Source organism: Pseudomonas sp. KH_027, assembly GCF_057838565.1.
In genome coordinates this window covers 408,042-425,916 of record NZ_JBYQOM010000002.1, presented here as the reverse complement: position 1 = coordinate 425,916, position 17,875 = coordinate 408,042, and the positions used below count along the sequence as shown (strand labels likewise).

The window sequence follows — 17,875 nt, the reverse complement described above, 5'->3', positions numbered from 1 at the left end:
GAACAATGAGCCGTGAAGCCTGCATCATCGAAGACCGCCTCCACGCAGCGGGCTACAAGACCGAACGTATCGGTGGTGAAGTGAACGCCTACGACCCGGTGTATCGGTCTGTTGCCGGCTCCAATCAGCTGGTGCTGAACAACTGGAAGCTCCAGGAGATTCGCTCGATCAGTCAGGCCTGGGCCTTCATCCAGGAGCGCGAATGAACCCGGCCAAGGCGCAACGGCAGGAACAGATCGCGGATCACTGCTCCGGCCACATCAACACCAGCCGCACGCGGCTGACCTGATCAAACCCCAAGATTGGAAGTCACACCATGAGCGAGCTGGCATATATCGCAGTAACGAAGACTGGCTATGTCGAGGGGGCTTGCCTCGTCGATGCGGAAGTCAGTCAGTCTTGGGTTGGAGAAATGGAAAGCGCCGGCATGGCGATCCAGCAAGTGCCTATGGCCGAAGCCAAGGTCATGCTTTACACCCAACGTCCACAAGCCACTCTTGAAGCATAGGAATCGAGCATGCAGCACTCCAGCCCCATTCACGCCCGACGCGTTCTGACCTTTACCCTGCTGGTGGGATTCCTGGGCTTCCAGGTTGGCAGCCTGTTCCAGCCCGCAGATACGGCGAGTTCTGGCGCTTTAGACTGCAATTCCCCAACCGAGCTGCCACGCCTTGCGTGTGTGTCCTCTGTAAGCCCGGCAGATGCCTCTCCCCTTCCTCCGCAGGGTTAAGCCCCATAACCAGTGACAAGACCAAGACATGAAACCACTGACATTCAAAGACACCTGCGGTAAACGGATCGACACGCCTGCCATGGCCAAGATCGTCAACTTCGTTGCTGAAAAAGTGGGTGCTAACCCCGCCTTCATTTTGACCAAGAGCCAACTTGATCAGGCTATGGCGCACCTCCAGAGCATTACCCCCGAGAGTGAACGCGCCGCTCTTGCTGAAAGCCTACAAGCCCTGAATGAGCAAGCGCTAAGCGCCTATATGTCTGGCCTCAACCCGTTCGCTGCGCGAGCCGTAGAGGGGCTGATCGCAGACGTGAAGGCAGGACGTAAGCCACAGGCGGAAAGACTGGATCACATCAACGAGCTGACGAATCATTCCCGCTGGAGCGACTTCCAGGCAACAAAGACTCTGCCTGATACCTGCGGGCAAGAACTTCACCCGTTACACGCGGCGACTGTTCGCGTGGTGAGTGAGGCCTTGGCCATTCCCGAATCCAGTATTAGGACTCAGAGTCAGCTCAGTCATGCCATGGACATTCTGCGGCATACGTGCAAAGACGAAGAATCGCTGGAAGCACTCAAGCTAAAGCTCAACGAGGCTCGCTTTGCGGGCCTTGAAGAAGTAAAGCCGTTGGTGAATGGGCTAGGCAGCGAAGCGCTCAATGCCCTAACCGAGCTGGTGAAGTCCAACGGGAAGCTAGACATGGAGCATGCTCAGCGTTTGGTCATGGGTATCCAGCGAAGCATGCTGCAAGACCTCAAGCGCAAGTACCCAGACTTGGAGCAGCAGATCGCAGAATCCGGCGATGAAGAAGCTCAGAAACTATTGGCGTATCTACAGGGCAGCTGACTCGCCTACGACTTGATGCAATCAGCCCCCGCAATGGGGGCTGATACTCACGCCTCTCCCCGCATTCAACGCCCCCACCAGCCCCAGGCGCAGCAGGGAAACTGCATCGGCTTCGAGTGAAATCGCAAGGTCAGCCCCCCTATTCTCAGTAACTCAAGACGGCAGGTGTGGTTCAAGCAAAGGGCGGTTCGCCGTTCTCCGGGCGGGGCCTTCCTAGGCTCCAAGCATAGGGTTCGACGAGTTTCGTCTATCTCAATGCTGAGCCGATGACACAAGCCCTTATGGCCTGATCATAGCCACATCGCCAAAGCACATCCGCTACTGGCCCCATACAGAACTACCGAGGCACGCATCATGCTGAGCTGGAACGACGCTGACGACACTATCGAAACCGTAGAAACCGTAGAAACTGTTGCCGAAGCTGCACCAGCAGTTCAGGCCACCCCAACGCCTGACAACTACGAAGCCACCGTTGCCGCCGCTCGCATGGTATCGAGTGACGATAGCGAGGCTGTAGCTCAGGCCAAGAAAGCGCTGAATGACCTGGATATTCAGGAAGGTTTGGACGATCTGGATGGCGCCGCCGCCCGCGTTCACGTTGGCGACAAGATGATGATCAACGCTCGCGCTGACCTCAACCAGCTGGTGCCGTTCAAGTACGACTGGGCATGGCAGAAGTACCTGGACGGTTGCGCGAACCACTGGATGCCCCAGGAAGTGAACATGAACGCTGACATTAGCCTCTGGAAAGACCCAGAAGGCCTGTCTGATGACGAGCGCCGCATTATCATGCGCTCGCTGGGCTTCTTCTCCACTGCCGACTCGCTGGTGGCCAACAACTTGGTACTGGCCGTGTACCGCCTGATCACCAACCCCGAGTGCCGTCAGTACATCCTGCGTCAGGCTTTCGAGGAAGCCATCCACACTCACGCATACCAATACTGCATCGAATCGCTGGGCATGGACGAGGGCGAAATTTTCAACATGTACCGCGAAGTCCCGAGCGTCGCCAAGAAGGCTGCGTGGGGGCTCAAGTACACCCGCTCAATCTCTGATCCTCAGTTCCAAACCGGCACAGTGGAAAGCGACCGGCAGTTCCTCAAGAACCTGATTGCGTATTACTGCGTCCTGGAAGGCATGTTCTTCTACTGCGGCTTCACGCAGATTCTCTCGATGGGTCGCCGCAACAAGATGACCGGCGTGGCTGAGCAGTTCCAATACATCCTGCGTGATGAGTCGATGCACCTGAACTTCGGCATTGACGTGATCAACACGATCAAGATGGAGAACCCGCACTTGTGGGATGTGCAGATGCAGGAAGAAGCCACCCAGATGATCCTGCAAGGCACCCAGCTGGAGATTGAGTACGCACAGGACACCATGCCGCGTGGCGTGCTGGGAATGAACGCCGCGATGATGACGGACTACCTCAAGTTCATCGCTAATCGCCGTATGGTTCAGATAGGGCTGAAAGAGCAGTTTCCCGGCGTCAGCAATCCATTCCCGTGGATGAGCGAGATTATGGACTTGAAGAAGGAGAAGAATTTCTTCGAAACCCGTGTCGTTGACTACCAAGTTGGCGGCGCACTGAGCTGGGATTAATTTTTCAGCCAAAAAACGACACATAAGCTTGCACAAAACGACACATAAGTTTCCACGCAACCATTCAATCCGAACCAGGGGTAACGATCATGTTGAGCTGGGATGACGCAGAACAGAACGACGCCGAAGACTTTTTGGCCCAAGCAAACGAAGAAGGTGAGGCACCAGCACCAGCAGCCTGCCCCCTGAATCCAGAAGGGCTCGAAGGCTGCGAGGCCTGCCAAATCACGAAGAATGGACGCTGGTAGGCCCTGTGCCAGCGTCACAACCACTCTCTCAATAGCGAGAACACCCATGACCCCTACTCACCTGCAACAAGCTATCGCTCGCGCCACGGACGCGGGCGATGAAATGATGGTCGCCCTGCTCCAACGGGCCAGCCGCGACTATTTCCCTGGATCAGCTGAGATTAACCAGCTGGTGGGCAATCTTGAAAACTCCGGCTGGGAAGCCGCAGACAAGCAGATCGGGATCATCGAAAGTGAATTCCACGAAACTGCGGATGACGGGATCAAGGCCCGTAACGTGTACGAGTTACGTGACGGCGTGGGGGATTTGATCTTCACCACCCTAGGGCTTGCGCACCGTACCGGCCTGGATGCAGCGGCAGACTATGCGCAGGTAGTCGCCAGCCAGTACAGCAAGTTCGACCCAACCGAGCAGGATGCCCTCAAGACCAAGGCGAAGTACGACGCCCTGAATATGGAAACCCGCTACGAGCACCGGCAAATCCCCGGTACTGATGATTGGGTCTACGTCACCTTCTCCGCCAAGGATCAGATCGACGGCGAGGGCCGCAAGTGCGGTGCCGGCAAGTGGTTGAAGTCCTACCGCTTCGCCAACCCGGTTTTCAAAACCCTGCCGCCAGAAGTGGCAGCAAAGCTGGGCGAGAACCAGAAATAGCAGCCACCAATCACAAACAGTGCATTACCTCGGGCGCTGCGTCGCAAATTCAAGCATTTGCACCAGTGCCCAACAGCACCAGCACTGAATACCCATTCCTCGCCTTGAGAAGAACCAGCTAAAAATCCATCATCGGGCACTGATCACCAAGCACCTTGTGTGCAAATCCAACACCATTGGAATGGTGAGTGGATTTAATAGGCTGATCAAGAAAGTGTATTGAGTTCGGTGGAGCCGAAGGCTAAAGCTGGCCTAGCATCCCATTGTCTTGTAGCGGCCAGATAACACTCATGCTTGAACCGACCAAATCACCCCGCAAAAAGTATAAGAATTCAGCAATTATTCCGGCTGAAATAATCGAACTTTTCGGCATAGAAAGTGATTCTGATCTGGCTCGCAAATCCGGTTTATCTCGAAGCGTAATCCGCCATGCACGACTGGCCAGAGGCATTGAAACAAATGGTGAGCATCACCTCCCGCTAGAAATCATCAATAAGCTCGGGACTATGCGTGACGGCATGCTTGCCGACTTATGCGGGCGCTCAGAGAGCACAATACGCTCAGCCAGAGAGCGTCGCGAAATCCCAAGATTTGTTCCTAGCCACGTAAGTATTTTAATAAATGAAGTACCAGAGCCGGATACGGATGCTCATTTACAAGGGTTATTAGCCGCGCTCACTGAGGATCAACATGCCTTCCTCAAAGCTAAGATGCCTCATTGGACACTGGCGCGAATTAGCCGTGCGACCGGGCTTCATGTAAATGACCTATTTGCTTTGCGCAAGCATCTGAAAATCCCTGCATTCGCGCTTAGGGTTGCGCCAAGTCCCGCATTACTTTCTGCACTTGGTAAAGAACCGGATCGAGTGGTTGCCAGTAAATTCAACGTCAAATACTCATGGGTACATAGAGTTCGAAACGCTTATTACATCGCTCCCTACAAATTACCTGCTGCTGAGGTCAAGATATTTACTCCTTTACTAGGCAAGGTAGCAGACAAGTCACTAAGTCGTTATTTTGGCAACACACCTTATGCCTACAGATCATTGCGGAAACGCCTTGGAATACCTGCTTACCCGGTGAAGGGTAGATACAGCGGCTTACCTAACGACAACGTGAGAGAGCTGCTTGAACAGTTCTCGGCATACCGCATTGACGACAAGCAATAAGTGTTTGCCGCTTCTGTATATTGGTATTGAGAATTACCCAAGAGTTGATCGCACATGAACGACCAAGCTAAGTCTAAGAAATTACCTGGAAATTTCATTGAGAATCGAGTGTCTTGGACACCAGAGCTTTTAGCGGCGCTGGGTACTGCGATTGATTTGGATATAGCCAAACGATTCGGAACATCCAAAAGTACGATCACAAAGAAACGCATAGCGCTGGGTATACCGCCTTACGATGACCCCGAATCCACTCGAACACGCGGCCTCTATACGCCAGAAGTCCTTGCCTCTTTGGGCACAGACACAGATAGAGCGATTGCCAAGCGGTTAGGTGTATCGAAGGAAGCCGTTAAGAAAAAACGTCAACGCTCGGCAATCCCTCATTACCCGGACGCAGCGCCAGAAAACCTCGACCACCTGTTCACCCCGGATGTAATTGCACTCCTTGGCGTTGAAAGCGACGTGAAGATTGGTCAAATGCTCGAATGTGACAGCGAGTCAGTTCGTGCCCGGCGCATCGCCCTTGGCATCGCCCCGGTCGTCGTAATGACCAAACTGCCCGAAGAAGCTTACGGCCTACTTGGCACCATGCCAGACACTGAGATTGCGAAGAAATATGGCGTTGGGATTTATGCCATCCGGGGTGCAAGGAAAAAACGTGGAGTCCCGGCATTTGACTCGGGAATCGGCAAGCTAAAAGCTAAAAGCTAAAAGCTAAAAGCTAAAAGCTAAAAGCTAAAGGGCGATAACGAAGCCTGTGGTGGTCTAATTTCCCTGGACACCTCGATAGGTGGAAAATCCACCGACAGAGGAGTCATGTATGAGCCGTAAACGCAGAGGGTTCGACGCCAGCTTCAAGCTGCAAGTCGTTCAGATGGTTAAGGAACAAGGCCTGAGCATTCCTCAGATCTGCCAGGATATGGATCTTGGTGAGACGGCAGTTCGTCGTTGGGTTCAACAGTACGAAGCAGAGCTATCCGGGCAACCTGGGATAGGTAAACCGCTGACACCCGAGCAGCAGCGGATCCGCCAGCTCGAAGCCGAGAATCGTCAGCTGAAACAGGATAACGATCTGTTAAAAAAAGCATCGGCCTTCTTTGCCCGGGAAATGAAGTGATCCATCGCGTGATCGCTCAGGAGCAACAGAAGGCCATGACCACAAGGCTCTGCCGGCTGCTCGGGGTCAGCCGTTCGGGGTATTACGCCGCACGGAGCCGCCAGCTGCGGCCGATCAAGGCGTGTCCGGTGGTCGTATCCCTAAAAGCCCTGTTCATGGCGAATGGTAGGGCTTACGGCAGCCGTCGCTTGCAGGCAGCGCTCAAGGCCCAGGGCGTCTACGTGGGGCGCTATCGGGTCAGGCGAATGATGGCTCAACACCAACTCCGTCCAACCTGGAAGCGCAAGTTTGTCCATACAACAGACAGCAAGCATGACCTGCCGATAGCGGGCAATATTCTGAATCGGCAGTTCAATCCTGAAGCGGTCAATCTGGCCTGGGTCGCCGATATCACCTATATCCGCACACGCAGCGGCTGGCTGTATCTGGCCGCGGTAATGGACTTGTACTCGCGCAAGATCGTCGGTTGGGCGATGGCGCCGAACATGCCAGCAGAACTGGTCTGCTCGGCGTTACAGATGGCGATTGCGCAACGCCAGCCCGCTGCGGGACTGGTCGTTCATTCGGATCGGGGCAGCCAGTACGCCAGCGCAGCCCATCGGGCCGTGCTTGAGCGGCATGGCTTGGTGATGAGCATGAGCCGCAAGGGTAACTGTTGGGACAATGCGGTGATGGAGCGCTTCTTTCTGAACCTGAAAATGGAGCGGATCTGGCAGCGTGACTACGCCAATCACGCCGAGGCGATGACAGATATCGCCGACTACATCGTCGGCTTTTACAACAACGTGCGTCTGCACTCGAGTCTTGGCTACCAGCCGCCAACGGCTTACGAGCAGGAACAGGCAAAACAACCTATCGCAGTGTCCGAAATTATTTGACCACTACAGTCAACCCCTCAAACCGCCTATGTGGCGGCTACCCCTACGAAACCGCCTACCACTGGCGGTTTTTTGTTTCACGATGACTCCAGCCCGGTAGTTCGCTGGACTGCGACGTAGCCCGATACAGCAGGTTTATCAATAGCTTACGCGCTTCCATCATATGCCGGTGCTTTCTGAAACTTGACCCGGTTCTCCCTCGCGCCGCTCCTATCTGGCTCCTGGAATCCGGGTCGTTCCAAGGAGTCATCATGGCAAAGATCAAGCTCACCAAGACCGCCGTAGAGTCGGCGCAACCCCAGGCGAAGGACATCGAACTACGGGATACCGTCGTGCCCGGCTTCCTTTGCAAGATTACCTCGACGGGACGCCGGGTGTTCATGCTCCAGTACCGCACGAACTCTGGCCAGCCCCGCAAGCCCTCGCTGGGACTCTACGGGGAGCTAACCGTCGAACAGGCGCGGGTCAAAGCGCAGGACTGGCTGGCCGAGGTTCGCCGGGGTGGTGATCCCGGCGGTGCCAAGGCCGAGGCGCGCAAGGCGCCCACGATGGCCGAGTTGTGCAAAAAGTTCATGGAGGACTACTCCAAGAAGCGCAACAAGGTCAGCACGCAGGACGGCTACCAGGGCGTCATCGACCGCAACATCATCCCGCTGCTGGGCCGCAAGAAGGTGCATGACGTGAAGCGGCCCGACATTGCGGGGCTCATGGAAAAGCTGGCCTACAAGCCGACCGAGGCCAACAAGACCTTCGGCGTGCTGCGCAAGATGTTCAACTTGGCCGAAGTCTGGGGCTTCCGCCCGGACGGCACGAATCCGTGCCGCCACGTCCCGATGTACCCGCCGGGCAAGGAAACCCGGCTCATCGTGGACGAGGAAATGGTGCGGATCTTCCGCCAGTTGGAGAAACTGGAGGCGGAGGGGCTGGAGAACTACGTCATCCCGTTGGCGATCCGGCTGCAATTCGAGTTTGCGGCGCGGCGCTCCGAAATCTGCCCGCTCGAATGGAGCTGGCTGGACTTCGAGAACCGGCGCGTGGTGTGGCCCGACAGCAAGGTTGGCGGCATTTCCAAGCCCATGAGCGAGGAAGCCTATCGGCTGCTTTCGACGGCGCCGCGTCTGGAAGGCTGCCCTTACGTCCTGCCGTCGCCGAACGACCCGGCCAAGCACCTGACCTTTGGCGAGCACTATGGCGGCTGGTGCCGGACGCTCAAGGCCGCCAGCGTGCCGCACGTAGGCACGCACGGCATCCGTCATCGCTCGACCACCGACATTGCCAATTCCGGTGTGCCGACCAAAGTGGGAATGAAGCTGACGGGCCACAAGACCGTGGCGATGTTCATGCACTACGTCCACACCGAGGACAAGCCGGTGCGCGAGGCGGCCGAGCTGGTGGCCAGCCGCCGCCAAGCCATCACGGGCGCGCGGCAGCTTGCGGAGGCGGTGGCATGAACGGGCGCCGGCCATCAGCAGCATCGCTCGCAGCGCCCGCGGCGCTGCTGGGCGACATTCGGGCACTGATCGAGGCGGCGCGCTTGCGCGCCGCCTCGACGGTGAATAGCGAGCTTACGATGCTCTACTGGCGCATCGGCCAACGCATCCACACGCAGGTCTTGGACAGGCGCCGGGGCGCCTACGGCAAGGAAGTTCTGCCCACCTTGGCTGCGCAGTTGGTGGAGGAGTACGGCAGCAGCTTTGCAGAGCAGAACTTGCGCCGCATGGTGCAGTTCGCCGCCACCTTCCCCGACGAGCGAATTCTCGTATCACTGATACGAGAATTGAGCTGGACGCACTTCATCGCCCTGATGCCGCTGAAAGACCCGCTCCAGCGGGACTACTACGCACAGATGGCCAGCACCCAACGCTGGAGCGTGCGGACGCTGCGCGAGCGTATCGACTCGATGCTGTACGAGCGCACGGCGCTTTCCCAAAAGCCGGAAGAAACCATAGCGCAGGAGTTGGCGACCCTGCGCGATGCGCAGCGCATGTCGCCGGCCCTGGTCATGCGCGACCCGTACATCCTCGACTTCCTGGGCCTGCGGGACACTTGGCAGGAAGGCGACTTGGAAGCGGCGATCATCCGTGAAATGGAGTCCTTCCTGCTGGAGCTGGGCGCGGGCTTCTCATTCGTCGCCCGGCAGAAGCGCATTCCGATCGACGACGAGGATTTCCACCTTGACCTTCTGTTCTACAACCGCAAGCTGCGGCGGCTGGTTGCGGTGGAGTTGAAGGTAGGTGACTTCAAGGCGGCCTACAAAGGGCAGATGGAGCTTTACCTTCGGTGGCTAGACAAGCACGAACGGGAGCCGGAGGAAGCCTCGCCGCTCGGGATCATCCTTTGCACCGGCAAGAAGCGCGAGCAGATCGAATTGCTGGAGCTGGACAAGTCCGGCATCCACGTTGCCGAGTATCTGACCGCCTTGCCGCCGAGGGGCGTGCTGGTGGAGCGGCTGCAACAGGCAACGCAACGGGCGCAGTTGCAAATCGAGCAGCGCAAGACGGACAACGAGTAGTCCTGTCCCAAGCAGTCGGGCGTCCCGGCGTGCCGCCGTCGCGCTGTCGTGCTGCGCATCGAGCTTCGCTGCGCGAGTCTCGCCCCTGTCGGGCTTCCATCACTGACGCCTCCGTCCCGGCTCGTTGATCCGGGCCTGCGCGCTCCGCTTGCCAAAAATCGACTCTGTGCAGTGGGCGGGTGTGGGCGGTCTTGCTGTTCCCTTCACCGTATCACGGCGTTCTCGCCGTCAAGGGCGGCGCGCGCCATGCGCGCTTGCGTCCTGGCGGCCGTCTGCGACCCCTGACTGCTTGCGCTGCGCCGTGCTGCCGCCGGTTCCGGGCAATTCCGCCCGAGCAACCGGAGCACGATCATGTCGCAACTGTCCTTTCCCTCGTTCGATTCCTGTCTGCTGGTGCGCGACGCGCACGGGCGCTATCTACCGGCATCGGCCGACGACATTCTGGAAGCTGCGCGCCAGGTCATTGACCGGAAAATGCGGCGCGGAGCAGAGTTCACTTCGCCGGCGGCGGTCAAGGAATACTTGCGTACAAAGTTGGCCAGCTTCGAGCATGAGGTGTTCGTAGTGCTGTTCATGGATACGCGCCATCGTCTGATCGAATACAGGGAGATGTTCCACGGCACTATTGACGGTGCGTCGGTGTATCCGCGCGAAGTGGTCAAGGAGGCGCTGCGGCTCAATGCGGCGGCGGTCGTCGTTTCGCACAACCATCCGAGCGGAAACCCCGAGCCGAGCGCGGCTGACCGGGCGCTGACCCAGCGGCTCAAGGAAGCGTTGGGTCTGGTGGACGTGCGCGTGCTCGATCACATCATCGTTGCGGGCAACGAAACGGCATCGTTCGCCGAGCATGGGCTGATCTAGCCCAAGGGGCTTCGGCCCCTTTTTGCTGCGCCTGGTGGCATAGCTATGGCCCTCGCGGCCTGATGCTCAGGCCGTCGCAACCTGAATCATCTCGTCGTAATGTTTCTTGTCCACCTCTTCCAGCCACTGGAAGATGTTCCCGATGACGCTGTGGCTTTCGCCTGCCAAGTTTTCTGCGGATTCCTCTGTTATCTCAATAACGTCGCTATGTGAATACTTATTGATAAAGCGGTAGATTTTTTCTTTAAGCTCTGGTGTCGTGATGGTGCAATCTTTTAGGCCAGCCTCCATCAATTGACTAATGTCGCTTCGACGCCTTGGATATTTGAAGGCCTGAATTCATAGAATAAGTGCAACGTTTGAAACGATAGGCAGAGAGTCAGCCACCGGTAGAATCCAGGCTCTCACACCGAAGGATTCAAGCGCAGATGACTACGCATTACCGGCAGCTAACTCAGGGCCAACGTTACCAGATTGAGGCCGGTCTGAGCGCCGGAAAAAGCCAGGCAAGCATCGCGAAACAGGTTGGCGTACATCCCTCGACGATAAGTCGTGAGGTTCGCCGCAACAGCTCCCAGAAGACCTACAAAGCGGTTGCTGCGACCCATGAAAGTGATGCCCGTCGAGCGCAGGCGCGCAAGCACTGCAAGCCATTAACGTGGTTCAGCCATTATCTGCCGCTCTGGCTAAAACACGGTATGAGCCCGGAGCAGATTGCTCAGCGCCTGAAGCAAGAGCAGCCGGAGCGCGCGGTCAGTCACGAGTGGATTTATCGGTTTATCGCCACCGACAAACACGCAGGTGGCGAGTTATACAAGTATTTGCGGCACCGCAGGAAGCTGTACCGAAAACGCTACGGAAGCCACGACCGGCGCGGACAGTTGCGTAATCGCGTATCGATAACCGAGCGCCCTGCTGAGGTCGAAGCCCGCGAGCGTCTAGGTGATTGGGAGGGTGACACGGTGCATGGCGTAGGCGGCAATCTGGTCACGCTGGTTGATCGTAAAAGCGGCTACCTGAGCGCCTATCCGGTCAAGCGCAGGACGCGCCGGCAGGTAACGCGGGCGATCAATCTGTTGCTCAAGGGGCATGCTGTTCACACGCTGACGCTGGATAACGGGAAGGAGTTTGCCGGGCATGAACGCATTGCGCATCGGAGCCAGTGCCAAGTCTTTTTTGCAGAACCCTATTCATCCTGGCAGCGAGGCACTAATGAAAATACCAACGGCCTGCTCCGGCAGTATTTTCCCAAGGGCGGCGACTTCAGCAAGCTGACCGTCGAGGCGGTCAGTCGCGTGGTAACGAAGATCAATTTACGCCCGCGAAAACGCCTGGGCTGGAAGACGCCGTACGAAGTTTATGCAGGGGTGAGCGTTGCACTTATGTGTTGAATTCAGGAGGTGAAAAACGATTCAACAAGCTTTCGGGCGAGGTTGGCGGTCAAGAACGCCTCATCTCGATTGAGTGTTGTGTGCGCCCTATATTCGTAGAGCTTCTTGAAGATATAGTGGTACTCGGAACCGTAGTTCTTGAGTGAGTCGTCGGCATCCACAAGTAGGGAGTGACGAGGGGAGCCAGGTGGCGCATCCAGGCGATAAAAGAAGCAATTCTCGGCGTTGCCTTTTTTGACTCGATTCCTATTGGTGCCAGTGAACCAGTCTCTCACTAGCTTAAAGTAAGTGAAGTTGTGAGTCAGCACAAAAAGTTGCTTGGCTTCAGTGCATTGCGTTCTCAAAAACGAGTAGGCGTGAAACAAGTGATTAGAATCAAAGCTTGAGACCGGATCGTCAACGACGACGATCGTATCCTTGATGTTATTTCCATTTTCTTTGAGCTTCGTGATGAAATAGACAAATGCAATCGCAGTTTTCTCACCTTCGCTCAAATTCCCATCGTGCTCACCAACCCCGTTTCTGATGATCTCATAGCCTTTCTTCTTCTGATTGAAGTTCAGGCAAAGCTCAGAGCGGCCAATGAAGCGATGCAGGATGTCATTGAACTCCTTTGCCCCGACCGTTTCATTCGAGAGCGCCGCTTCTATGGCTCCGACCTCTAGACTAATTTTTTCAATTTCCTTATGGTCGTTCTTTGCTTCTGACTCAAGGTCATTGCACTTCTTCTCACTTCCAGCATAGTCAAACTCTTGCACCTCAGCCGCAGCAAAGTGAAGCTCCAGTGCCACCTTGCTTTTTGAGGTCTCAGATTTGAAATTTGAAGTCTTATTGTTGTGCTTTCCAACGAGAGCAACAATCGATTTCAGGATGTCATTGAAATTGGTGACATCGTCTTCAACCACATCCGAGATCTGAATGTCTGTCTTCCCAGGGTCTGTGATCTTGGCCTTCAGGGCTTCCCGCCAGGCGTCGATTTGCTGGTCGATCTTTTCAGCAGCAGTTGCGTAGTCCTTTTGAAGCTTCTCTGCCTCGGCCGATAGTTCTTTATAAAACTCGGTCGATGCGGGAAACTGATTAGCTGGAGCGCCTTGAGATTCAATCCATGTCGCCGCGTTCTGAAGTCGGCTCTGAAACTCCGTGAACTCCTTGCTGAAGTGGGCAGCAAGCGCCTCGGCACGAAGCTGGGCGAACGGAGAGCCGCAGAACTCGCAGGATTGCGAGTCGTGGTTTTTATGGATTTCCAAGCCTGCTTGAACCCATTCGCGGATTTCCGGGTTATCGGTCAGCCGCTGGATTGCTTGATTGACCGCCGTAGTCCCAATCAAATCTCTGATGCGGCCCGCCGCTTTCTTAAAGTAGTCCGGCTCAATGGCCGTTGAGGCGAAAGCAATGCTTGGAAGCTGATCTGGCTTGGCGGCATTCGTAAGGTCGATAACCCTCTCATCTGGAAGAACCGACTCCGCCTTGATAATTGTCTCGCCGTTATTCTGTATGAAGTTGAAGAGCTTGCGGCGGTCGTAATTCAAGTAATAACTGTCGCTCGTATCAATCGCCTGAAGTCCAAGCTTCATTTTCTTGGCAGCATTGGTCAGGAACTTCTCTAATGCCTCACGCTGCTTCTTGATATCGCTTTGCTTGTCGTCGTGAGCCTTCTTTTTCGACTGAAGCTCGCTCTTCAGCTTCTCCAGCTTCTGCAAGTCATCAATCTTCTCTTTCGCAATAAGAAGGATGCTCTTTACGGATTTGTCCCAATCAATGTTCTCATGCACGAAGCGTTGATTGAAAACATGAATATTCAATTGGGATGAGTGGAGTGTGGATTCCGTGATCGTTGAGCCATCCTCCAGAACTACTGAAAATTGGCCCGTGCTGAAGCGGGGAACCATCGAGCGAAGCTCAAAGCAAGAGAATAGATTCGATAACGTTGACTTGCCTGTTCCATTCCAACCATAGACCAGGTTGTACCGGCCGAACTTTTGGATCTTCGTTCCATTGAAGTCGCTGAAGATTCCGAACTGTTTGAGGCGGTTGATGCAGACAATCATCTCTATATCTCCGTGTTCTTGCTTTCCCATCATTTGCTTGCGAAACAAATGGTAAACGAAGAGTCCTCTTGCGTCTCCGCTTCGCGGATCGCGCTGCTCCAGGTTCGCTAGTCGCTCATCCCTGGCGGGACTGGCTTCGCCAGCCTTCCGCATCGCTGACGCCTACGGCCCGGCTTCCAGCTTCGGGCCTGCGCGCTTCGCTTGCGTGCGGTCAGCACAAAGGGATGGCCGTTGCCTTGTCCAGCCGTCTCCCCTGACTTCATCACCTTACCCGCGACCGTAGCCCGCGACCGTGTGCCGTCAAGGCGCGCAGGGCCGTGTCCTCGGCTGCGCCTGCGGGCCGCACCAACCCTGCGCTTGGCTCCTTGACGGCCCCCGTCCGCGCGCTCCTTTGGGCGCGGGCGATGAACTCAGGAAAGACGGTGGCAACAGGGCCAACCGGGTTCCTCGTGCCGACCGCACCAAACAGCCGAAAGGCTGGGCTCCGAATCTAGAAATCCGGTGTGCGGTGTGAACAGCAAACCTCTTTTGTCAGGAGAAAGACCATGCAACTCGCATCCCGTTTCGCTTTCCGCTCCCCCTCGCTGCGCAGCGATTACCCGCTGTCCGACGACCAGATTCACCGCGTGGCCCCGTCCATCTTCGCGGATGCCCCGCACGAGAGCCGTTCGCAGCGGTACGCCTATATCCCCACCGCCGCCGTGCTGACCGAGCTTCGCAAAGAAGGCTTCCAGCCTTTCATGGTGACGCAAACCCGCGTGCGCGACGAAGGCAAGCGCGAGCACACCAAACACATGATTCGCTTGCGCCATGCCAGCCAGATCAACGGCGCGGAGGCCAACGAAATCGTGCTGCTGAACTCGCACGACGGCACCAGCAGCTATCAGATGCTGGCCGGAATGTTCCGGTTCGTGTGCAGCAATGGCCTTGTCTGCGGCAACACCGTGGCCGATGTGCGAGTGCCCCATAAAGGCGACGTGGCCGGTCTGGTCATTGAGGGGGCTTACGAAGTCTTGAGCGGTTTCGATCGGGTGAAGGAATCGCGCGATGCCATGCGCGGCATCACCTTGGACGATGGCGAATCCGAAGTGTTCGCCCGCGCCGCGCTCGCCCTCAAGTACGACGACCCCGACAAGCCCGCGCCCATCACGGAATCGCAAATCCTGATGCCGCGCCGCTTCGACGACCGCCGCCCCGACCTGTGGAGCGTGTTCAACCGCACCCAAGAAAACCTGACCCAAGGCGGGCTGCGTGGCCGCAGCGCCAACGGGCGCCGACAGCAAACCCGCCCGGTGCAGGGCATCGACCAAAACATCCGACTAAATCGCGCCCTCTGGCTGCTGGCCGATGGCATGCGCCAGTTGAAAGCCTGAATCCCCACGCGGCAGGGGCAGGCAGCAGCCCTTGTCGCTTTCTTCGCTGCTGCATCCCTGAACCGATAGGAGTTATCACCATGAACGCCGTTACCCAAACCGAAGCCCGCGCCATCAACACCGCCGCCGCTATCCCGCTGGAAGCCGCTGATCCGACCAAGAACCTGATTCTGGTTCCGCTGTCGCGGCTGGTGTCGCGTCCCACTGGCCGCAACGTGCGCAAGACCCCGCGCATGTCCATTCCCGAACTCGCCGCCAGCATCCAGCGTGTCGGCCTGCTGCAAAACCTCATCGTGATTGCCGCCGCCGATGGCGAGCATTACGAGGTCGTGGCCGGTGACCGTCGCCTCGCAGCGTTGAAGCTGCTGGCGAAAAAGCACCGCATTAGCAAGGAATGGGAGGTGCCTTGCCTGCTGGTGGCCGATGGCACCGCCCGCACGGCCAGCCTCACCGAGAACGTGCAGCGCGAAGCCATGCACCCCGCCGACCAGTTCGAGGCGTTCGCCGCGCTCGTGGCCGAAGGCCGCAGCATCGAGGACATTGCAGCGGATTTCAGCGTCACGCCGCTGGTGGTGCAGCGCCGTCTGAAACTCGCCAACGTGTCGCCGCGCCTGCTGGCCGACTACCGGGCCGAGGCCGTGAGCCTTGACCAGTTGATGGCCCTCGCCATCACCGACGACCATGCTGCGCAGGAAGCCGCGTTCTACGATGCGCCCACATGGCAGCGCGGCCCGCACAACCTGCGCGACCGCCTGACCGAACGCGAAATCGACGCCTACCGGCATCCGCTGGTGCGCTTTGTCGGGCTGGACGGCTACGAGCAGGAAGGCGGTGGCATCCGCCGCGACCTGTTCGCGGAGGGCGACAAAGGCGTGTATCTGACCGATGCCGCACTGCTGGAACGGCTGGCGCAGGACAAGCTGGCAGGTATCGCCGCCAAGGTGCAGGCCGAGGGCTGGGCGTGGGTGGATGCCACGCCGGGCATGACCCATGCCGATCTGCAAGCCTTCCAGCGTGCGCCAAGGGAACGCCGCAGTCCGAACAAGCGCGACGCGCAGCGCATCGAGAAGCTGCAAACCAAGCTGCACGAACTGGCCGAGGCGGTGGATGCCGCGCTGGACGACGAGGACGAGGAAAAGGCCGATGCCTTGCAGGAAGAAGGCGAACGCCTGGGCGAGCAGTTGCAGGCGCTGGAAGATGGCTTGCTGGACTATGCGGCCAACGTGAAGGCCGCAGCCGGTGCCATTGTCACCATCGACCGCGACGGGCAGGCCGCGATTCATCGCGGGCTGCTGCGCGAAGCGGAGGCCAAGGCACTGCGCACGCTGGAGCGGCTGCGGCAGGGTTTCGGCAGCGAAGGCGAAGCCGCGAACGAGGACGCAGGCGAGGACGACGAGCAGCCCAAGACCGCCGCCATGTCTGACCGACTGGCGCAGCGGTTGAGCGCGCACCGTACCGCTGCGCTGCAAATCGAAGTTGCACGGCATCCGCAAGCAGCGCTGGCCGCCGTGGTGCATGGCATGGTGCAGACCGTCTTGCAGGAAAGGCACTACGGGCACGACCTGCCGCTGGGTGTGCGCCTCACGGTGCAAGACCGGCTGGAAGGCATGGCCCCGGACTGGCCGGAATCACCCGCCGCCGTGGCGCTGCGCGAACTGCAACAGGTGGCAGGCGAAACCTTGCCGGAGGACAGCGCCGAACTGTTCGCCGCGCTGCTGGCGAAATCACAGGATGAACTGGTGCGGCTGTTGGCCGTGTGCTTAGCTTCCACGGTGGACGTGGTGACGCCTCGCGCCACGCCGCACCAGCCCGGCGCGGAACTGGCGCAGGCCGTGGGGCTGGATATGGCCGCGTGGTGGCAGCCCACCAATGAGGGTTACTTCCGGCATGTGCCGAAGGCCGCGATTCTGGAAGCCGTTGGCGGGTTCGCGCCCTCGCACGTCACCCGACTGGCGAAGTTGAAGAAGGGCGACATTGCCAGCGAAGCCGAACGGCTGGCCGCTGGCACCGGCTGGATGCCCGCCATCTTCCGCTCCGAAGGCCCGCAGCAGACCGGGCAGGACGCGCCGGCGGATGGCGAAGCCGAAGCACAGGAAGAAGTGGCCGCCGTGGCGGATGACCAGCCGCAGGCCGAGGCTTTGGCCGCGTGACTTCGCACCGTAGATAGCGCCCCGGTTCCGGCCGGGGCGCTTCATGTTGAGGATGCCTGCCATGACCCACCAACCCGCAAACCGCCCCCGCATAGCTGCGACCTATGCCTCCGGCACGGTGCGCGCCCGCCGCTGGCACGGCGACGGCGACGTGCGCGGCTACCGTCCGCCGCGTGGCTGGACGGCCCGCGCCGACCTGACCGATCTGCATCCCCTCACGGGCCGCGCCTTGCCGCGCGCCGTGTGGTGGATCATCGAAACCAAGGAATAACGAGCCGCACCGGCCCCAAG

Annotated in this window: 16 protein-coding genes and 1 pseudogene; 15 read left to right on the top strand and 2 right to left on the bottom strand. The window is 58.1% G+C overall.

Going from position 1 to position 17,875, the window contains the following annotated elements:
* Positions 1-5: 5 nt before the first annotated feature.
* The 11 genes from AC3IYG_RS24935 (at position 6) to radC (ending at position 10,622) form a co-directional block, all read left to right on the top strand.
* Positions 6-206: a hypothetical protein gene (locus tag AC3IYG_RS24935; RefSeq protein ID WP_489314131.1), complete on the top strand. Its 201-nt coding sequence runs from the start codon at positions 6-8 to the stop codon at positions 204-206.
* A 110-nt stretch (positions 207-316) separates the two neighbouring features.
* Positions 317-508, top strand: coding sequence for a hypothetical protein (locus tag AC3IYG_RS24930; protein ID WP_489314130.1), 192 nt, complete (start codon positions 317-319; stop codon positions 506-508).
* Between the two features lie 250 nt (positions 509-758).
* Positions 759-1,580: a hypothetical protein gene (locus AC3IYG_RS24925; protein ID WP_489314129.1), complete on the top strand. Its 822-nt coding sequence runs from the start codon at positions 759-761 to the stop codon at positions 1,578-1,580.
* Between the two features lie 354 nt (positions 1,581-1,934).
* Positions 1,935-3,182, top strand: a complete 1,248-nt coding sequence (locus AC3IYG_RS24920; protein WP_489314128.1) for a ribonucleotide-diphosphate reductase subunit beta — start codon at positions 1,935-1,937, stop codon at positions 3,180-3,182.
* 294 nt (positions 3,183-3,476) lie between these two features.
* Positions 3,477-4,085, top strand: coding sequence for a nucleoside triphosphate pyrophosphohydrolase family protein (locus AC3IYG_RS24915; protein ID WP_489314127.1), 609 nt, complete (start codon positions 3,477-3,479; stop codon positions 4,083-4,085).
* A gap of 290 nt (positions 4,086-4,375) precedes the next feature.
* Positions 4,376-5,254, top strand: coding sequence for a hypothetical protein (locus tag AC3IYG_RS24910; protein WP_489314126.1), 879 nt, complete (start codon positions 4,376-4,378; stop codon positions 5,252-5,254).
* A gap of 54 nt (positions 5,255-5,308) precedes the next feature.
* Positions 5,309-5,965, top strand: a complete 657-nt coding sequence (locus AC3IYG_RS24905) for a hypothetical protein (protein WP_489314125.1) — start codon at positions 5,309-5,311, stop codon at positions 5,963-5,965.
* Between the two features lie 109 nt (positions 5,966-6,074).
* Positions 6,075-7,249 (top strand): IS3 family transposase gene (locus AC3IYG_RS24900; RefSeq protein ID WP_489309979.1). Its coding sequence is split into 2 segments (ribosomal slippage): positions 6,075-6,342 and positions 6,342-7,249, totalling 1,176 coding nucleotides; the frame shifts between segments, so codons are not numbered across the junction.
* A 251-nt stretch (positions 7,250-7,500) separates the two neighbouring features.
* Positions 7,501-8,700: a tyrosine-type recombinase/integrase gene (locus tag AC3IYG_RS24895; protein ID WP_001062689.1), complete on the top strand. Its 1,200-nt coding sequence runs from the start codon at positions 7,501-7,503 to the stop codon at positions 8,698-8,700.
* On the top strand, positions 8,697-9,761 hold the full coding sequence (locus tag AC3IYG_RS24890) for a PDDEXK nuclease domain-containing protein (RefSeq protein ID WP_003092331.1): 1,065 nt from the start codon (positions 8,697-8,699) through the stop codon (positions 9,759-9,761). The genes AC3IYG_RS24895 and AC3IYG_RS24890 overlap by 4 nt, the downstream gene beginning before the upstream one ends.
* Positions 9,762-10,112: 351 nt before the next feature.
* The gene (gene radC, locus AC3IYG_RS24885) at positions 10,113-10,622 is read left to right on the top strand and encodes a RadC family protein (RefSeq protein WP_003092330.1); all 510 of its coding nucleotides are present in this window, start codon (positions 10,113-10,115) and stop codon (positions 10,620-10,622) included.
* 66 nt (positions 10,623-10,688) lie between these two features.
* On the opposite strand, the pseudogene AC3IYG_RS24880 reads toward radC, so the two are convergent.
* Positions 10,689-10,952: pseudogene (locus AC3IYG_RS24880) on the bottom strand (hypothetical protein); the annotation flags it as partial.
* A gap of 98 nt (positions 10,953-11,050) precedes the next feature.
* Between AC3IYG_RS24880 and AC3IYG_RS24875 the strand changes: the two are divergent.
* Entirely contained in the window at positions 11,051-12,013 is a 963-nt protein-coding gene (locus AC3IYG_RS24875; protein ID WP_017846754.1) for an IS30-like element ISPsme1 family transposase, read from the top strand.
* A 2-nt stretch (positions 12,014-12,015) separates the two neighbouring features.
* Here the strand turns inward: AC3IYG_RS24875 and AC3IYG_RS24870 are convergent, their stop codons facing one another.
* A complete protein-coding gene (locus tag AC3IYG_RS24870) occupies positions 12,016-14,214 on the bottom strand; it encodes an ATP-binding protein (RefSeq protein WP_489314174.1) in 2,199 nt (732 codons plus the stop codon).
* A 392-nt stretch (positions 14,215-14,606) separates the two neighbouring features.
* Here AC3IYG_RS24870 and AC3IYG_RS24865 point away from each other — a divergent pair, with 392 nt between their 5' ends.
* The 3 genes from AC3IYG_RS24865 to AC3IYG_RS24855 all read left to right on the top strand — a co-directional run bounded on the left by AC3IYG_RS24865 (position 14,607) and on the right by AC3IYG_RS24855 (position 17,855).
* Positions 14,607-15,434 (top strand): DUF932 domain-containing protein, encoded by an 828-nt coding sequence (locus AC3IYG_RS24865; protein WP_003092327.1) that lies wholly within the window; start codon positions 14,607-14,609, stop codon positions 15,432-15,434.
* 80 nt (positions 15,435-15,514) lie between these two features.
* Positions 15,515-17,584, top strand: coding sequence for a ParB/RepB/Spo0J family partition protein (locus AC3IYG_RS24860; RefSeq protein ID WP_000994919.1), 2,070 nt, complete (start codon positions 15,515-15,517; stop codon positions 17,582-17,584).
* A gap of 61 nt (positions 17,585-17,645) precedes the next feature.
* On the top strand, positions 17,646-17,855 hold the full coding sequence (locus AC3IYG_RS24855; protein ID WP_022580212.1) for a hypothetical protein: 210 nt from the start codon (positions 17,646-17,648) through the stop codon (positions 17,853-17,855).
* The last annotated feature ends 20 nt before the right edge of the window (positions 17,856-17,875 follow it).